This is a genomic window from Halomonas marinisediminis, assembly GCF_004347715.1.
GTDB classification, from domain to species: Bacteria; Pseudomonadota; Gammaproteobacteria; order Pseudomonadales; family Halomonadaceae; genus Halomonas; species Halomonas icarae.
Genome location: NZ_SLTR01000007.1, coordinates 23,643 through 40,105 on the forward strand (window position 1 = coordinate 23,643; position 16,463 = coordinate 40,105).

Consider the following 16,463-nt stretch of genomic DNA (forward strand, 5'->3'; position numbering starts at 1 on the left):
CTTGACATCAACGTGTCGCCTGGTATCAAACTGACACTCAGTCAGCACCCTCATGACAACAACGACAATATCCCATCAGTGCCCAACTCCGGGGAGCCTGCATGACCGACCACGCCGCACCGCCGAGTTCCTGGTATCGAGACTCCATCGCCGTTGACCCTGGCCCCTGCCCACCCCTCGAGGGGGAGGTGCGTGCCGATGTCTGTGTGGTTGGTGGGGGGATCACCGGCTGCTCGGCGGCCCTGGAGCTGGCCGAACGGGGCTATTCGGTGGTGCTGCTGGAAGCCGGCGAGATCGGGCACGGCGCGTCGGGGCGCAGCGGCGGACAGATCCTGCCGGGACTGGGCACCGATATGGCCACGGTGGAGAGGGCGCTGGGCCGAGAGGCCGCCCGTGATATCTGGGGCCTGAGCCGCGAGGCGGTGGCGTTGACCGCCGAGCGTGTCGAGCGTCACGCCATTCCCTGTGATCTCCAGTGGGGCTACCTGCATGCCGCGGTCAAGGGGCGTCATGTGCGCGAGCTGGCCGAGCACCGCGACCGCATGGCCCGCGACTATGACTATCACGACCTGGAGATGCTCGAGGGCGAGGCGCTGCGCGAACGGGTGGTCACCGATGCCTATCCGGCCGCCCTGTATGAATCCGCGGCCGGCCATCTGCATCCGCTCAACTACACCCTGGGTCTGGCCCGTGCCGCACGCGATGCGGGGGTGTGTATCCACCAGCATAGCGCCGCCGTGGCGATCGAGCGCGGCCAGCCGGCCAGCGTGCACACCACCAACGGCCGGGTCACCGCCGATTTCGTGGTGCTGGGGACCAATGCCTACCAGGCCGGCCTGGCGCCGGAGCTCTCGGGGCGGGTGATGCGCGCCGCCAACTACATGATCGCCACGGCCCCGCTCAGCGAGTCCCAGGCGGCCCGGGTGCTCCCCTACAATGATGCCCTGTCGGATGCCAACTTCGTGCTCGACTACTATCGCCTCTCCGGCGATCGGCGGCTGATCTACGGCGGCGAGGTCAGCTATGACGGCCGCGAACCCAAGGGCATCCAGGCGCGCATGGATGCCAAGATCGCGAGGCTCTTCCCGGTGCTCGAGGGGATTCCCATCGAATATCGCTGGGGGGGCGACGTGGCGATCACCTTGAATCGTGCACCGGACTTCGGCCGCCTGGGTAGTAATCTCTACTACGCCCAGGGCTACTCCGGTCACGGCATGGCTCTCGCGGGGCTGGCCGGGCGGCTGATGGCCGAGGCTATCGCCGGCCAGGCCGAGCGATTCGATGCCTTCGCCGCCATGCCTCACCGGCACTTTCCCGGCGGCTCCCTGCTGCGCACCCCTCTATTGGTGCTGGCCACCACCTTCTACAAGCTTCGTGATCGGCTCTGATGGGGAGACACGATGTTATGGCCCTCGACGCCACAACGAGCGATGCCATCACGACCGACTCCATACCAGCCGATTCCATAACAGCCGATTCCATAAGAACAGAGAGCAAGCCGATGACCGATACCCTGACCCTGGAGGCCGCCGATACCTCTTCAACCGAGATGGAGGAGTCGACTCGCGAGGCCTCTTCCATCGAGATGCAGGGGCTGCACAAACGCTTCGGTCGCAATACCGTGGCGTTGGATGGTGTCGACCTGGTGATCGAAGCGGGGGAGTTCTTCACCCTGCTGGGCCCCTCGGGGTGCGGCAAGACCACCCTGCTGCGCATCCTCGCGGGCCTCGAGGAGGCCGATGCCGGGCGCCTGGCCATCGGCGGCCGCGACGTTACCGAGGTGCCGCCCCATCAGCGCAGCGTCAATACCGTCTTCCAGTCCTATGCGCTCTTCCCGCATCTCTCCGTGCGGGAGAACCTGGCCTTCGGGCTCAAGATGCGCGGCATGCCTCCGGAGCAGCGCGAGGCACGCGTCGCCAGGATCGCCGAGTTCATCCAGCTGGGTGATCTGGTGGAGCGGCGCGTCGACCAGCTCTCCGGCGGGCAGCGCCAGCGCATCGCCCTGGCCCGGGCGCTGGTCAATGAGCCCGACGTGCTGCTGCTCGATGAGCCATTGTCGGCGCTCGATGCTGGCCTGCGCAGCCAGCTGCAGGTAGAGCTGTTGCGGGTCCAGAAGCGCCTGGGCATGACCTTCGTGTTCGTGACCCATGACCAGGATGAGGCGATGGTGATGTCCGACCGTATCGCGGTACTCAACGGCGGGGTGATCCAGCAGGTCGGACCACCCCGGGAGGTCTATGAGCACCCGGCCAATGCCTTCGTTGCACGGTTCATGGGCCATGACAATCTCTATCCCATCAGCGCCCGGGATGGCGACCGACTGACCACGCCCCTGGGCGTGCTCAGGGGCGAGGCGGTCGGTGAGGGCGATCTGCTGTTGATTCGTCCCGAGACCCTGGACCTGCTGCCTGGCGAGCAGCAAGGTGACAATCGTCTGCCGGCCACCGTGACCGAGCGGCTCTATCGAGGCAGCCATGCGGAATATCGGCTCGAGGTGGGTGAGACCACGCTGCAGGCGACCCTGAACAACCGCGGTCGACGCCTGCCCGAGGTAGGCGACCGGGTCACCGTATCGGTGGCGCCGGAAGACCTGGTCACCCTGAGTGAATAAGGAGCCATCCATGTCCTATGCCGGCGTGATTCCATCGGCCCGCAGCCGGGCCATGGTGCGCGAGAGTCGCCACCTGCTGTTGACCGTGGCACCGGGTGCCATCTGGATCATCATCTTCCTGGTGCTCCCCAGTGCCTATCTGATGGGGGTGGCCTTCATGACCAATGGCCCCTACGGGCTGCCCGAGATGCCGCTGTCGCTCGGGTCCTTCGAGCGCCTGGCCGGTTTCGGCTTTCTCGGCTGGAGCCCGGGTAACCTCTATACCCTGCTGCGCTCTCTCTGGCAGACCCTGGTCTCCACCGGACTGGTGGTGCTGGTGGCCTACCCCATCGCCTATTACATCAGCACCTGCCGCGAGAAGTGGCGACCGATCATGCTGCTGCTGGTGGTGGTACCCAGCTGGACCAATCAGGTGATCCGTACCTTCGGCTGGATGAACCTGCTGGCACCGGGCACTCCGCTCTCCAGCCTGGCCGAGGGACTGGGCCTGATCGCGCCCAACATGGGGCTCTATCCCTCCAACTTCGCCGTCACCCTGGGGCTGGTCTATAACTTCCTGCCGTTCATGGTGCTGCCGCTCTACGCCGCCTTCGAGAAGCTCGACACTGCCCAGGTGGAGGCCGCTCAGGATCTTTACGCCTCGCCGGTGCGTGCCTTCTGGCACGCGGTCTTTCCCCAGACCCTGCCGGGGCTGCTGGCCGGCGTCGTGCTGGTGGCGATCCCTGCCTTCGGCATGTACGTGATTCCCGAGCTGTTGGGAGGCGGCAAGGGCATGATGCTCGGCAACCTGGTGGCCAGCCAGTTCTCGGGCGGGGCCAACTGGCCGCTGGGGGCGGCCGGCGCGATCCTGATGCTGATCGCTACCTTCATCGGACTGTACGCCATGCGTCGCATCGGCAAGCGTCTGGGTGGCGGGGAAGAGGTGGTGATATGAGAAAGCGCACACTCAAGCGAAGCCTGACTGGCTTCTGGTGGTTCACCCTGGCCTTCCTCTATCTGCCGCTGGCCGTTGTCGCCCTGTTCTCCTTCAACGCCTCCAACAGTGCCGCACGCTTCACGGGGTTTTCCTGGCGTTGGTACGAGCGGTTGCTGGGCAACGAGGAGATCCTCTCGGCCTTCGCCAACAGCATGGTGCTGGCGATCGTCTCCTCGCTGATCGCGCTGGTGGTCGGCTGTCTGATCGGCTATGGCATGTACCGCCACCGCCATCGCAAGCTGGGCTGGCTGATCGTGCTGATCTATCTGCCCATCGTGCTGCCGGATATCGTCTTCGGCATCTCGGAAATGGCCTTCTTCGTGCAGGTCCACCGCCTGACCGGCTTCCTGCAGCCTGGCCTGGGGACCATGATCATCGCCCACGTCACCTTCCAGATTCCCTTCGTGGCGCTGATCGTCTACTCGCGCTTCGTGGGCCTGGACCCGACGCTGTTCGAGGCGGCCAAGGACCTCTACGCGACGCCCACCAAGCGCGTTATCAACTTCATGCTGCCGACCATCAAGCCGGCGCTGATCTCGGCCTTCTTCCTCTCCTTCACCCTTTCGGTGGATGACTTCGTCATCAGCTTCTTCACCGCGGGACCGGAGAGCGCGACCCTGCCGATCTATATCTGGGGCGCGATCAAGAAGGGGGTGTCGCCGGAGATCAATGCCATCGCCACCCTGATGATCGCGGCGGTCGCCATTGTCGCCGTCATCAGCCTGATCTTCAGCCGTCGCCGGCAGGCGTGAGCCGGCACTTGCCTTCACAGGGAAACCAGGAGAGTCATCATGACAATCAACAAGAGTGCACTCGCCCTATCCATCGGTGCCGCGCTGCTGGCCGGCAGTGCCCAGGCCCAGGAGAACAAGCTCTACCTGTTCAACTGGACCGAATACATGGACCCCGAGATCATCGAGGCCTTCGAGGCGAAACACGATGTCGAGGTGGTTCAGAACTACTTCAACTCGCTGCCGGAAATGCTCTCCAAGCTTCAGGCGGGTGGTGTCTCGCAGTACGACATCATCGTGCCTTCCAACTACTATGTGCCGAGGCTGATCAAGACCGGGCTGGTGCAGCCGCTGGACAAGTCGAAGATCCCCAACTTCGATAACCTGATGGACCAGTTCAAGGACCCGATCTTCGATCCGGGTGCCGAGTACACCGCGGCCTATCAGTGGGGGACCACCGGGTTGGTCTACAACAGCGAGACCTTCCCGAATGCACCCAAGAGCTGGTCGCTGCTCTTCGACCCCGAGGTCAATCCCGAACACCCCTTCGCACTGATGGGCGATGGCCAGGTCAATCTGGGGGGGGCCTGTGCCTATCTGGGGCATGGCTACGACTGCACCGACCCGGAGGGCTGGAAGGAGGCCGCGCGACTGCTGATCGAGACCAAGAATCGCGAGACCTTCAGCGGCTTCAGCGACGGTACGCCCCAGCTGCAGCAGTTGGCCCGGGGGGTGACCCATGCCGGCCTCACCTACAACGGTGACTACCTCTACTTCAAGGAGGAAGACCCCGAGACCTTCGCGTCGCTGCAGTTCATGATTCCCGACGAGGGCGCCGAGATGTGGGTCGACTCGATGATGATCACCGCCGAGGCCCCGAACCCTGACCTGGCGCATCAGTTCATCGACTTCATTCTCGACGCCGAAGTGGGTGCCCAGCTCTCCAACTTCAACTACTACGCCAGCCCCAACGCCGCGGCGGAGCCCTATCTGGATGAAGTGCTGACCCAGCCCCCGGTGCAGCCCAGCGAGGCGGATATGGAGCGCCTGCGCTTCACCCCGAGCCTCGAGGGCGAGTCGCTGCAGGTGTTCCAGCAGCTGTGGTCGGAAGTGCAGTCGCGCTGAGTGGACGGCCCCGGTGAGCGGGGCCGCCTTTCCATAAGCAAGGACATTCCCCATGAGTAACCGACAGGAACAGCCGCTTCTCAACGACTGGTTCCAGAAACATGGTATCACCGAGGTCGAGTGCCTGGTCAGCGACCTGACCGGCATTCTCAAGGGCAAGATCATGCCCGCCGGCAAGTACCTCAACGGTGGACGCCCCCGTCTGCCCGATTCGATCTTTATCCAGACCGTTACCGGAGGCTATCCCGACGACGAGGATATTCGCTTCTGGAACCAGACCGAGCGGGACATGGAGCTGGTGCCCGACCCCGGTGCCATCTACCTGGTGCCCTGGGCCGAGGATCCTACCGCGCAGATCATTCATGACTGCTTCTACCTGACCGGCGAGCCGGTGGATCTGGCGCCGCGCCATGTGCTCAAGCGGGTGTTGGGGCTCTACGCCGAGCGCGGCTGGAGGCCGGTGATCGCGCCGGAGGTGGAGTTCTATCTGGTCAAGACCAACACCGACTCCGACTACCCGCTGGAGCCCCCCATCGGGCGCACCGGGCGACAGGAGAGCAGTCGCCAGTCGTTCTCCATCGACGCGGTCAACGAGTTCGACCCGCTGTTCGAGGAGATGTATGACTACTGTGACGCCATGAGCCTCGATCTGGACACCCTGATCCACGAGGAGGGAGCGGGGCAGATGGAGGTCAACTTCCAGCATGGGGACCCGCTGGCACTGGCCGACCAGGTGGTGATGTTCAAGCGCACCCTGCGAGAAACCGCGCTGCGCCACGGCATGTATGCCACCTTCATGGCCAAGCCGATGGCCAATGAGCCCGGCAGCTCCATGCATATCCATCAGAGCCTGCTGGATAGCGAGCGCGGCCACAATCTGTTCGCCGACGACGGCCAGCCCAGCCGGCTGTTCCACCACTTCATCGGTGGCCTGCAGAAGTACCTGCCGGCGGCGATGCCGCTGCTGGCGCCCAACGTCAACTCCTATCGTCGCCTGATGCGTACCGACAGCAGCGGCTCGGCGCCGATCAACGTGGAGTGGGGCATGGATAACCGCACCGTGGGGCTGCGGGTGCCGGTATCGACACCCGAGTCGAGCCGCGTGGAGAACCGGCTGGCCGGGGCCGATGCCAACCCCTATCTGGTGATGGCGGCCTCGCTGGCCTGTGGCTATCTGGGCATGCTGAGCCAGCTCGAGCCGCGTCCGCCGATGACCGGTTCGGCCTGGTCAGGCGGCCACAAGCTGCCCGACGATATCGGGCCGGCACTGGATCTGCTGCAGGAGAGCCAGGCCCTCTCCGATATCCTCGGCGAGCGCTTCACGCACAGCTATCTGGCGGTGAAGCGGGCCGAGCATCGCGCCTACTTCCAGGTCATCAGCTCCTGGGAGCGGGAGCACCTGCTGCTAAGGGTCTAGGCTAGTGGCCGGGGGCCTGCGCCCTCGGCGATTCGAAACAGGGAGATTGACGATGCTGACACCAAGACACTGGACCCCGCTTGCGGGGCTGGGCCTGCTGGCCGTGAGCCTCGCCGCGGCGGCCGAGGATGGCAAGCTGCGGCTGTTCAACTGGTCCGACTACATGGACCCTGCGATCATCGAGGGTTTCGAGGCGGAGACCGGCCTCGAGGTGGTGCAGAACTACTACAACTCCAATGCCGAGCTTTTCTCCAAGCTGACTGCCGGCGGTGACGCCCAGTACGACCTGATCGTGCCCTCGGACTACTTTGTGCCGCGGCTGATCGAGGCCGGCCTGATCCGACCGCTGACGGTCGAGGGGAAAGAGCTCGAGGGGCACGACAATATCCTAAGCGAGTTCCGCGGGCCGAGTTATGACCCAGAGGGGATCTACACCGTGCCCTACCTGTGGGGGGCCACCGGTATTGTCTACAACACCGAGACCTGGCCTTCGCCCGAGCCTGGCTGGGGGCTGCTCTACGACCCCGAGGTCAATGACGACTATCCCTTCGCGCTGCTCAAGGGGGACGCCCAGTTCACCTTCGGCACCGCCTGCGCCTTCCAGGGGGCCGGCTTCGACTGTGTGGGCCAGGAGCCCTGGGTGGCGGCCGCCAGGCAGATCATCGAGACCCGCAACCGCGACAACTTCGTGGGCTTCACGGATGCCACGGCGGCTATCGAGCAGGTGGCCAACGGGGTGATCCACGCCGGCGTGGCCTACAATGGCGACCTGGCCAACAAGCGTGCCGAGGATCCCGAGATCTACGGCAAGCTGGGGTTCTTTATCCCCGATGAGGGTTCCCAGCGTTGGGTCGATGTGCTGGCGATTCCGTCGCGTGCCCCCAATGTCGAGGCCGCCCAGGCCTTTATCGAATATCTGCTGCGCCCCGAGGTGGCCGCGCGTCTGGCCAACTACAACTTCTACACCACGCCCAACGAGGCGGCGCTGGAGCTGGTCAACGATGCGCTGCGCGAACCGCCGGTGATGCCGGATTCGGCGGCGCGGGAGCGACTGCACTTCACCCCCTCGGTGAGTGGCGAGGAGCTGGAACTGCTGCAGGAACTCTGGAACGAGGCGCGCAGCCGCTAAGGTCACCGCCATCCACAGGGGATGCCGCCGACGGAGTGCTTGTCGGCGGTTTTCTTATGGTGAGTATCATGAGTCTTGATTGTTGTTATTCTGCCGTTTTGGCCGGTAAAATCGCGGCGTGGTGTCAAATAAAGTTACCAGCAAGGGGTCGCCATGTCCGTCTCGTTCGAACGCGGTCACGCCGCATCATGGTATGCCGATACCGCCAATCCGACACCCGAACGCCCCGCCCTCGAGGGTGATATCGACTGTGATGTGTGCGTGGTGGGAGCCGGCTTCACGGGAATCTCAGCCGCCCTGCATCTGGCGGAGCGTGGGCTTTCGGTGGTGGTGCTGGAGGCGGTCAGGATCGGTTACGGTGCCTCGGGGCGTAATGGCGGCCAGATCGTCAACAGTTACAGCCGCGACATGGATGTGATCGAGACCAGGTACGGGGCCGAGACCGCCCGGGCCCTGGGCGACATGGCCTTCGAGGGCAACCGCATCATCCGCGAGCGCGTGGCCCGTTATGACATCGACTGCGATCTGCGCGACGGCAACCTCTTCGCCGCCTGTAACGGTCAACAGCTCAAGGGGCTGCGCGAGCATCAGGCGCTGTGGGAACGCTATGGCTACCGGGAGCTCGAGCTGCTGGAGGGTGAGGCGCTCAAGCGCGAAGTGATAAGCGACCGCTATACCGGTGTGTTGGTCGATCATGGCGGTGGCCACCTGCATCCACTCAACCTGGTGCTGGGCCAGGCGGCCGCCGTGGAGTCCCTGGGTGGACGTATCTTCGAGCACTCGCCGGTCACGGAGCTGAAGCATGGTGACCTGGCGGTGGTGTCGACCGCCAGGGGGCGGGTGCGTGCCGGGCGGGTGGTCATGGCCGGCAATGCCTATCTCAAGGGTGTGCTGCCGGAAATCGAGGGCAAGTCGATGCCCTGCGGTACCCAGATCATCACCACCGAGCCTCTGGGCGAGGAGAGGGCACGTGGGCTGCTGCCCAACGGCCTGGCGGTGGAAGACTGCAACTATCTCCTCGACTACTACCGCCTGACCCGCGACAACCGGCTGCTCTATGGGGGAGGGGTCAATTACGGCGGTAGCGACCCGGCAGATATCGAGAGTGTCATACGGCCCAAGCTGCTCAAGACCTTCCCCGAACTTGCCGACGTCGGGATCGACTACGCCTGGAGCGGTACCTTCCTGATGACACTCAACCGGATGCCTCAGTTCGGGGTGATCAATGGCAATGTCTACTATGCCCAGGGCTACTCTGGCCACGGTGTGACCTGTACCCACCTGGCCGGCAAGCTGATCGCCGAAGTGATGCACGGTCAGGGAGAGCGCTTCGACGCCTTTGCCGGGCTGCCGCATCTGCCGTTCCCCGGTGGACGCCTGCTGCGGGTGCCGCTCTCCGCCCTGGGAGCCTGGTATTACCAGGCCCGTGACAAGCTCGGGCTCTGAGCCGTGATGTCGTCACGAGGGGCGCCGGGACCGACAGGGGTCGATAAGGTGAGAGGGGGTCAATACAGGCCCACGGTATTGCCCTCGTCATCGATATCGATTCGGGTGGCAGCCGGTGAGGCGTTGAGTCCGGGCATGGTGCGGATATCGCCGGCCAGGGCGTAGACGAAGCCGGCGCCGGCCGAGAGGCGCACCTCGCGTACCGGCAGACGCCAGCCGGTGGGGGCACCCAGCAGGCGTGCATCGTGAGACAGCGACATATGCGTCTTGGCGATGCACACCGGCAGCGCGCCATATCCCCGCGCCTCCCAGCCCACCAGACGCTCCTGTATGCCCGGGGCGAAGTCGACGCCATCCGCGCCATAGAGCCGGGTGGCGATGCGCTCGATCTTGTCCGCCAGGGGCAGCTCATCGGGGTAGAGGTAGTGAAAGGCGTCGGTGTCTCCGGCGGCCCCCTCCGTCGCCTCGACCAGCGCCTCGGCCAGCGCCACGGCTCCCTCACCGCCGTCGCGCACATGGGTGGAGAGTTCGGCGCGTACCCCCACCGAGGCACATAGCTCGCGAATGGCGGCCACCTCGCTCGGATGGTCCCCGGGGAAGGCGTTGATCGCCACGACCGGTGTCAGGCCATGGGCCCGCACGTTGTCGATCTGCTTGAGCAGGTTGGCGCCTCCCGCCATGACCTCTCCGGGGGCCTCGGCCAGCAGCGAGGCCGGCAGCGGCTGGCCGGGAATTACCCGGTGCTGGCCGCAGTGGTACTTCATGGCGCGCACCGTGACCACCAGCACCGCGGCGTCGGGGGTGAGCCCCGAGGCACGACACTTGATATTGAAGAAGCGCTCTCCCCCCATGTCGGCGCCGAAGCCGGCCTCGGTAACCACGAAGTCGGCGGCATGCAGGGCGATGCGGTCGGCGACGATGGAGGAGTTGCCGTGAGCGATATTGCCGAAGGGGCCAGCGTGGATCAGCGCCGGCGCATGCTCCAGGGTCTGCAGCAGGTTGGGCTTGAGCGCCTCCTTGAGCAGCACCGTCATCGCACCGGCGGCGCCGATCTGCTCGGCGGTGACCGGCTCGCCATCGCGGTCGAGCCCCACGATCAATCGCCCCAGTCGTTTCCGCAGGTCGGCCAGCGAGTCGGCCAGCGCCAGCACCGCCATCACCTCCGAGGCGGCGGTGATCTCGAAGCCCCCCTGACGAGGCACGCCGTCGCCGCGACCGCCGAGGCCCAGCACCAGGTGGCGAAGCACTCGGTCGTTGAGGTCGATCACCCGCTGCCAGCAGATGTCCCGAGGGCTGAGCTCCGGTGCGAGGCGGTGATGCAGATGGTTGTCGACCATGGCCGCCAGCAGATTGTGTGCCGCGGCGACGGCATGCAGGTCACCGGTGAGATGCAGGTTGATGCGCTCCATGGGCAGCACCTGGCTGTGGCCGCCGCCGGTGGCGCCACCCTTGAGCCCGAGGGTCGGCCCCATGGAGGGTTGGCGCAGGGCCACCGCCGCGCAATGGCCAAGGCGCTGGAGTCCCTGCACCAGGCCGATGGCGGTGGTGGTCTTGCCTTCACCGGGGGGCGTCGGTGTCATCGAGGTGACGACGACATAGCGCCCGCGAGGAGACTCGGCCAGTGCCGTCATGGCCGTAAGGTCGATCTTGGCGATGCCGCGCCCGTAGGGCTCCACCGCCTCGCCGGGCAGGCCCAGGCGGTGCGCGATCTCCTCGATGGGCCAGAGCCGTGCCGCCCTGGCGATGCTCAGGTTGTCGTTGGGTTGCGCGGTGATGGGGTCGGTCGCTTGGGTCGGCATGGCGATTGCTCCTGGGGAAACGCCGGTCGTCGGGTTCAGTATCGTCCGCCTCTTTCGCTTCTCTTGTCTGGCGACGTCGAGGGTCTATGGCTCAGCGACACGGTGATCGTGATTGTCACTCGCTTGCCCGAAACGACGAGGATAGGCTATCTCTGATGTCCAAGCGTCATCGCCTGCCTTTCGGGAGCCAGTGAGTATGTCAACCACCGCCGTGGCAGGTTGCCACTACGATATCGGGTTTCTGCTGCTGCCGGGCTTCTCTCAGCTCGCCTTCGCCTCGGCCCTGGAGCCACTGCGGATGGCCAACCATCTGGCCGGCCACCGGCTCTATACCTGGCACCTGGTGAGTCATGATGGGGGTGAGGTGCATGCCAGCAACGGCCTGGCCACGCTGGTGGACCAGGCGCTGGAGCCGATGCCGGCCCTGGACCTGATGCTGGTGTGCAGTGGGGTAGGAGTGCAGGCGCACTGCGAACGTCCGGTGCTCACCTGGTTGCGCCGCCTGGCCGAGCGCGGCACCCCGCTGGGAGCGCTGTGCACCGGTAGCTATGTGCTGGCGATGGCGGGGCTGCTCGACGGCTACCGCTGTACCCTGCATTGGGAGCATATCGGGAGCCTACACGCGGCGCGGCGCTTTCCCGCCGTGACCTTCTCCTCGCAACTCTTCGTCATGGATCGCGACCGCTTCACCTGCTCGGGGGGGATTGCCCCGCTGGACATGATGCTCAACCTGATTGGTCGCCAGCAGGGCCTCGGCCTGGCCGAGGCGATTGCCGAGGAGTTCATTCATGAGCGCATTCGCGGGGTCGACGACCGTCAGCGCACCCCACTGCGGGTGCGTCTGGGGCATAGCCACCCCAAGCTGGAGGAGGTGGCCACCCTGATGGAGGCCAACCTGCAGGAGCCGCTGGCACTGGATGAGCTGGCGCGTTATGCCGGCCTGTCGCGGCGTCAGCTGGAGCGGCTGTTCCAGCGCTATGTGGAGGTGCCTCCGCTGAAGTACTACCTGGCCCTGCGCCTGGCTCGGGCGCGACTCCTGCTGCTGCAGACCGATATGCCGATCACCGAGGTGGCGCTGGCCTGTGGTTTCATTTCGCCGCCTCACTTCACCAAGTGCTATCACGACCACTTCGGCCACTCGCCGAGCGGCGAGCGCAAGCGGCGGGCGCTGCGCCAGGCCGAGTTGACGATATCCCACGAACGGAGTCTGGAGGAGTAGGCCGCTCAACTGCGTGGTCGCTCGCCCAGCGGGTCGTATAGCGCCCGGTAGCCCACGGCGGCCACGCGCATGGAGTAGTGCTCGCCGAAGTACTCCAGCAGCAGTCGACGGCCCTCTTCGGCATAGGCCCTGGGCAGATAGCCCAGCGCGATATTGCACTCGAGCGAGGGGCCCCAGGCGATGCTGGTGGTATAGGAGCGCCGTCCCAGGGTATCCACCGGCACCTCACCGCTCTCGGGGTCGAGCAGTGGTGCCTGGCCGACCGGAAAGCGCGGTATGCCACTGCTGTCGTGGTGATCCTCCATCACCAGGGTGCAGAGGGTAGCCGGCTGATGCTCTCGACCACGTTGCGCGAGATGGGCGCTCTTGCCGTGGAACTCTGCACTCTTCACCTTGGGGCGGGCCAGGCCCGCCTCCAGGAGGTTGTAGTCGGTGAGCAGGTCGACATTCTGGAGGCGCAGGCTCTTCTCCAGGCGACGGCTGTTGGCGTAGGTGTCTATCCCCACCGGCGTGACGCCGGCCTCGAACAGTCGGTCCCAGAGCGCCAGCCCGTAGCTGAAGGGGACGTATAGTTCCCAACCCTGCTCACCCACATAGGAGATTCGGAAGGCCCAGACCGGCAGGCCCTGGACACGGATCTCGCGGGCGGTGGCGAAGGGGAGGTGGACATCGTCCAAGGCCTCTGGCAGATCGGCGAGTGCCTGCAGGGTGCGTCGGGCGTTGGGGCCCCACAGACCCAGGGTGGCCAGGCCGTCGGTGCGGTCCTCCAGGTGCCAGCGGCTCAGTCCCCACTCCTCGCCATGGCGGATGATCCACATCAGGTCGCGGTGGCCGGTATCGCCACCACAGATCACCCGCCAGCCGTTCGGCGCCAGGCGCACGATGGTGAGGTCGGAATGCACGCCGCCGGCGTCGTCGAGGAAGTGGGTGTAGACCCCCTTGCCGATGGGGGTGTCGCCACCGATGCGCGCCACCGATAGACGCTCCAGCAGTGCCTCGGCATCGTGTCCCGAGATATCGTAGATGGCGAAGTGGGAGAGATTGACCATGCCCACGTCATCGCTCATGGCGAGCTGCTCGGCATTGGCGACACGCCAGAAGTGGCGGGCATCCCATTCGGCGGGGCGCTCCGGGACTCGTTCCAGATAGGCGGCCAGACGCGTTTCGTTGGCGGCATAGCCGTGGGCGCGCTCCCAGCCAGCGGCCTCCATGAAGTAGCCCCCCAGCTCCTGCTCCCTCGACCAGAAGGGGCCGCGCCTGAGGTTGCGGCCGCTGGCGAAGGGCTCCCGGGGGTGTACCGGCGGGTCGTAGATCTTCTGGGCGATCTCCCGGCAGCGTCCATGGACGTGGTGCGGGGTCTTCTGCACCGGATAGAAGCGAGCGATATCGACGCTGCAGGGGTCCATGTCGGGCCGGCCCCGGGTGATCCACTCGGCCAGCAGCTTGCCCATGCCAGGGGCGTCCTTGACCCAGACCGCCTCGCAGAACCACAGGCCGCGGGTTTCCGGCGACTCGCCTACCAGCGAGCCACCGTCGGAGGTGACCGAGAGCAGGCCGTTGAAGGAGTGCTTCTCGTCCAGCCCCAGTTCGCCGAGCACCGGAGTGAGCGCCATGGCGCGCTCCAGCGCCTCGGCGACCTGGTCGATCTCCAGGTCGCGCATCGAGGGGGAGAGCCGGGCCCGGTGGCGATCGAGGATGGCATGCGGCTCCACCAGGCGTGGTTCCCTCGGCTCATAGTAACCCAGTTCGAGCTGACCGCCCTCGGTGCTGGCCGGGTCACCGGTATCGCGCAGATAGGCGGAGTTGCCCTGGTCGCGCAGCAAGGGGTAGCCGATCTCCTTGCCACTGCCGGCGAAGGTGTCGAAGGGACCGAAGAAGATCAGCGGGTGTTCCAGTGGCATCAGCGGCAGGGCGGCGCCGCCCATGGCGGCGGGAATCGGTCCCCAGATACCGGCGGTAACGATCACCAGAGGCGTCGAGACATAGCCCTTCAGCGTCTCGACGCCGTGAACCCGTCCATCGCGGACATCGATATCCAGCGCCGGGGTCTCGGCGAAGGCGTGCAGATGGCCGCTGGCAACGGCCTTCTCGATCAGCTCGCCGGCAACGCGCTGGGAGCGTGGTACCACCAGCCCGGCGTCGGGATCCCAGAGGGCGCCGAGCACCAGGTCGCGCTCCAGCAGCGGGAAGCGTGCCACCGTCTCGTCGGCATCGATCATGCAGGCGTGGGTACCGAATGCCTTGCCCGAGGCGACCTTGCGCTGGAGCTCGGCCAGGCGCGCGTCGTCGCCGACCCTTGCGATCTCCAGCCCGCCGGACTTGTGATAGTGGCCCATTGCTTCAAAGAAGCGCTGGCTGTAGGTGGTGGTATAGCAGCTCAGGCGGTCGTGGGAGGTCATGTAGCAGAAGTCGGAGGCGTGAGCGGTGGAGCCGACGTCCGAGGGCAGGGCGGCGGTCTCCAGACCCACCAGATTGGTCCAGCCCAGCTCGATGAGGTGGTGGACCACCGAGGCACCGACGATGCCGCCCAGGCCGATGATCACCGCGTCTGCCTGCGAGGGTAGGGTTGCCATGGTCAACCTCCTGAGAGCACCTGAGTTTCTGCCAGCATAAGGCAGCCCCGGCAGGTCACGCTGTCCCGCGACGACGCCTCCTTGTCCGCTGGCGACAGGCTGCCGCCGGGGCTGTCGCCTACGGCTAAGAGTGGGCCGCCCATGGCGAGATGGGTGGCCCCGGTCGGGTCTAGTGTCGAAGGCATGGGGCCGGCGCGGGGCCGGTACCTGTCACAGCGACCCATGAGGTGAGCGTCATGTCCCAGGTCATCGAAAGCGTCGAGCACGCCCGGGAAGCACCGGAGATTCTGCTCTATCCGCGTATCCGCAAGTCACCCTTCTTCTATGCCTCGCGGCGCCATGGGGTGCGAAAATATAGTGTCTACAATCACCACTATCATCCACGGCTCTATACCGACCCCGTGGACGAGTACTGGGCCCTGGTGCAGGGTGTGACCCTGTGGGATGTCGGGGTCGAGCGCCAGATCGAGATATCGGGGCCCGATGCCTTCGCCTTCACCCAGCGGTTGGTTCCCCGTGACATGCGCCACTGCCAGGTCGGGCAGTGCAAGTATGTCTTCGTCACCGGCCCCGATGGTGGCATCCTCAATGACCCGGTGCTGCTGCGCATCGAGGAGAACCGCTTCTGGCTGTCGCTGGCCGATAGCGACATCCTGTTGTGGTGCCAGGGGCTTGCCGTCAACTCGGGACTCGATGTCACCCTGCGCGAGGTGGATGTGGCACCGGTGCAGGTCCAGGGCCCCAGGGCCAAGGCGGTGATGGTGGACCTGTTCGGCGAAGCCGTGCTGGCGATGCCCTACTATCACCTGATGGAGGCGGAGCTCGACGGCATGTCGGTGGTGATCTCGCGCACTGGCTACTCGGGCGAGGTCGGCTACGAGATCTATCTGCGCGAGGCCAGTCGCTTCGGCGAGGCCCTGTGGCAGCGCGTGTTCGAGGCCGGACGTCCCCACGGCATGCAGGTGATCGGCCCCTGCCATATCCGTCGTATCGAGGGGGGGATCCTCGCCTTCGGCTGCGACATCTGGTACGACACCAACCCCTTCGAGGTGGGAATGGGATACGACTGGATGGTGGACCTGCGCGGGGATGATGACTTCATCGGTCGTTCCGCCCTGGAGCGCATCAAGGCCGAAGGAGTATCGCGCAAGCTGGTGGGGGTGGAGATCGACGGGCCTAGCGTGGGCTACTTCATCGATGGCAGCATGATCGACGTCTTCCCGGTCTTCACACCGGGCGGCGAGCGTATCGGTCAGGTCACCTCGGCCACCCGCTCGCCGCGCCAGGAGCGCAATATCGGCTATGCCATGGTACCCATCGAGCATGCCGAGCTGGGTACGGAACTACGGATCGAGGCCAATACCGGACTGCAGGATGCCGTGGTCGTGGAGAAGCCCTTCCATGATCCGACCAAGACCATTCCCAAGGAGTAAGAAC

The 16,463-nt window shown here is 65.5% G+C and carries 12 protein-coding genes; 10 read left to right on the forward strand and 2 right to left on the reverse strand.

Features of this window, described 5'->3' with window-relative positions; all coding sequences use genetic code 11:
* Positions 1–101: 101 nt before the first annotated feature.
* The 8 genes from E0702_RS06965 (at position 102) to E0702_RS07000 (ending at position 9,435) form a co-directional block, all read left to right on the forward strand.
* Entirely contained in the window at positions 102–1,388 is a 1,287-nt protein-coding gene (locus E0702_RS06965; RefSeq protein ID WP_132042267.1) for an NAD(P)/FAD-dependent oxidoreductase, read from the forward strand.
* A 113-nt stretch (positions 1,389–1,501) separates the two neighbouring features.
* The gene (locus E0702_RS06970) at positions 1,502–2,611 is read left to right on the forward strand and encodes an ABC transporter ATP-binding protein (RefSeq protein WP_132042268.1); all 1,110 of its coding nucleotides are present in this window, start codon (positions 1,502–1,504) and stop codon (positions 2,609–2,611) included.
* Positions 2,612–2,621: 10 nt separating this feature from the next.
* Positions 2,622–3,545, forward strand: a complete 924-nt coding sequence (locus tag E0702_RS06975; RefSeq protein ID WP_132042269.1) for an ABC transporter permease — start codon at positions 2,622–2,624, stop codon at positions 3,543–3,545.
* Positions 3,542–4,339: an ABC transporter permease gene (locus E0702_RS06980; protein ID WP_132042270.1), complete on the forward strand. Its 798-nt coding sequence runs from the start codon at positions 3,542–3,544 to the stop codon at positions 4,337–4,339. The genes E0702_RS06975 and E0702_RS06980 overlap by 4 nt, the downstream gene beginning before the upstream one ends.
* A 39-nt stretch (positions 4,340–4,378) precedes the next feature.
* Entirely contained in the window at positions 4,379–5,443 is a 1,065-nt protein-coding gene (locus E0702_RS06985) for an ABC transporter substrate-binding protein (RefSeq protein WP_132042271.1), read from the forward strand.
* Between the two features lie 52 nt (positions 5,444–5,495).
* The gene (locus E0702_RS06990) at positions 5,496–6,860 is read left to right on the forward strand and encodes a glutamine synthetase family protein (protein WP_132042272.1); all 1,365 of its coding nucleotides are present in this window, start codon (positions 5,496–5,498) and stop codon (positions 6,858–6,860) included.
* Between the two features lie 52 nt (positions 6,861–6,912).
* Positions 6,913–7,989, forward strand: a complete 1,077-nt coding sequence (locus E0702_RS06995) for a polyamine ABC transporter substrate-binding protein (protein ID WP_132042273.1) — start codon at positions 6,913–6,915, stop codon at positions 7,987–7,989.
* A 153-nt stretch (positions 7,990–8,142) separates the two neighbouring features.
* Positions 8,143–9,435 (forward strand): NAD(P)/FAD-dependent oxidoreductase, encoded by a 1,293-nt coding sequence (locus tag E0702_RS07000; RefSeq protein ID WP_132042274.1) that lies wholly within the window; start codon positions 8,143–8,145, stop codon positions 9,433–9,435.
* 59 nt (positions 9,436–9,494) lie between these two features.
* Here E0702_RS07000 and E0702_RS07005 read toward each other — a convergent pair whose 3' ends face one another.
* Positions 9,495–11,234 (reverse strand): formate--tetrahydrofolate ligase, encoded by a 1,740-nt coding sequence (locus tag E0702_RS07005; protein ID WP_132042275.1) that lies wholly within the window; start codon positions 11,232–11,234, stop codon positions 9,495–9,497.
* 196 nt (positions 11,235–11,430) lie between these two features.
* Here E0702_RS07005 and E0702_RS07010 point away from each other — a divergent pair, with 196 nt between their 5' ends.
* Positions 11,431–12,453, forward strand: coding sequence for a GlxA family transcriptional regulator (locus tag E0702_RS07010; RefSeq protein ID WP_132042276.1), 1,023 nt, complete (start codon positions 11,431–11,433; stop codon positions 12,451–12,453).
* Positions 12,454–12,458: 5 nt separating this feature from the next.
* Here the strand turns inward: E0702_RS07010 and E0702_RS07015 are convergent, their stop codons facing one another.
* The gene (locus tag E0702_RS07015) at positions 12,459–15,026 is read right to left on the reverse strand and encodes a GcvT family protein (protein ID WP_132042277.1); all 2,568 of its coding nucleotides are present in this window, start codon (positions 15,024–15,026) and stop codon (positions 12,459–12,461) included.
* Positions 15,027–15,262: 236 nt separating this feature from the next.
* Here E0702_RS07015 and E0702_RS07020 point away from each other — a divergent pair, with 236 nt between their 5' ends.
* Positions 15,263–16,459 carry a glycine cleavage T C-terminal barrel domain-containing protein gene (locus E0702_RS07020; protein ID WP_132042278.1) on the forward strand — a complete coding sequence of 399 codons (1,197 nt, stop codon included), beginning with the start codon at positions 15,263–15,265 and terminating at the stop codon, positions 16,457–16,459.
* The last annotated feature ends 4 nt before the right edge of the window (positions 16,460–16,463 follow it).

What these genes read in the sequence shown, in the direction of transcription:
- E0702_RS06985 (WP_132042271.1), top strand. Translation starts at nt 4,379, where the DNA reads ATGACAATCAACAAGAGTGCACTCGCCCTATCCATCGGTGCCGCGCTG.
- E0702_RS07020 (WP_132042278.1), top strand. Translation starts at nt 15,263, where the DNA reads ATGTCCCAGGTCATCGAAAGCGTCGAGCACGCCCGGGAAGCACCGGAG.
- E0702_RS07005 (WP_132042275.1), bottom strand. Translation starts at nt 11,234, where the DNA reads ATGCCGACCCAAGCGACCGACCCCATCACCGCGCAACCCAACGACAAC.
- E0702_RS06975 (WP_132042269.1), top strand. Translation starts at nt 2,622, where the DNA reads ATGTCCTATGCCGGCGTGATTCCATCGGCCCGCAGCCGGGCCATGGTG.
- E0702_RS06990 (WP_132042272.1), top strand. Translation starts at nt 5,496, where the DNA reads ATGAGTAACCGACAGGAACAGCCGCTTCTCAACGACTGGTTCCAGAAA.
- E0702_RS06970 (WP_132042268.1), top strand. Translation starts at nt 1,502, where the DNA reads ATGACCGATACCCTGACCCTGGAGGCCGCCGATACCTCTTCAACCGAG.
- E0702_RS07000 (WP_132042274.1), top strand. Translation starts at nt 8,143, where the DNA reads ATGTCCGTCTCGTTCGAACGCGGTCACGCCGCATCATGGTATGCCGAT.
- E0702_RS06980 (WP_132042270.1), top strand. Translation starts at nt 3,542, where the DNA reads ATGAGAAAGCGCACACTCAAGCGAAGCCTGACTGGCTTCTGGTGGTTC.
- E0702_RS06995 (WP_132042273.1), top strand. Translation starts at nt 6,913, where the DNA reads ATGCTGACACCAAGACACTGGACCCCGCTTGCGGGGCTGGGCCTGCTG.
- E0702_RS07015 (WP_132042277.1), bottom strand. Translation starts at nt 15,026, where the DNA reads ATGGCAACCCTACCCTCGCAGGCAGACGCGGTGATCATCGGCCTGGGC.
- E0702_RS07010 (WP_132042276.1), top strand. Translation starts at nt 11,431, where the DNA reads ATGTCAACCACCGCCGTGGCAGGTTGCCACTACGATATCGGGTTTCTG.
- E0702_RS06965 (WP_132042267.1), top strand. Translation starts at nt 102, where the DNA reads ATGACCGACCACGCCGCACCGCCGAGTTCCTGGTATCGAGACTCCATC.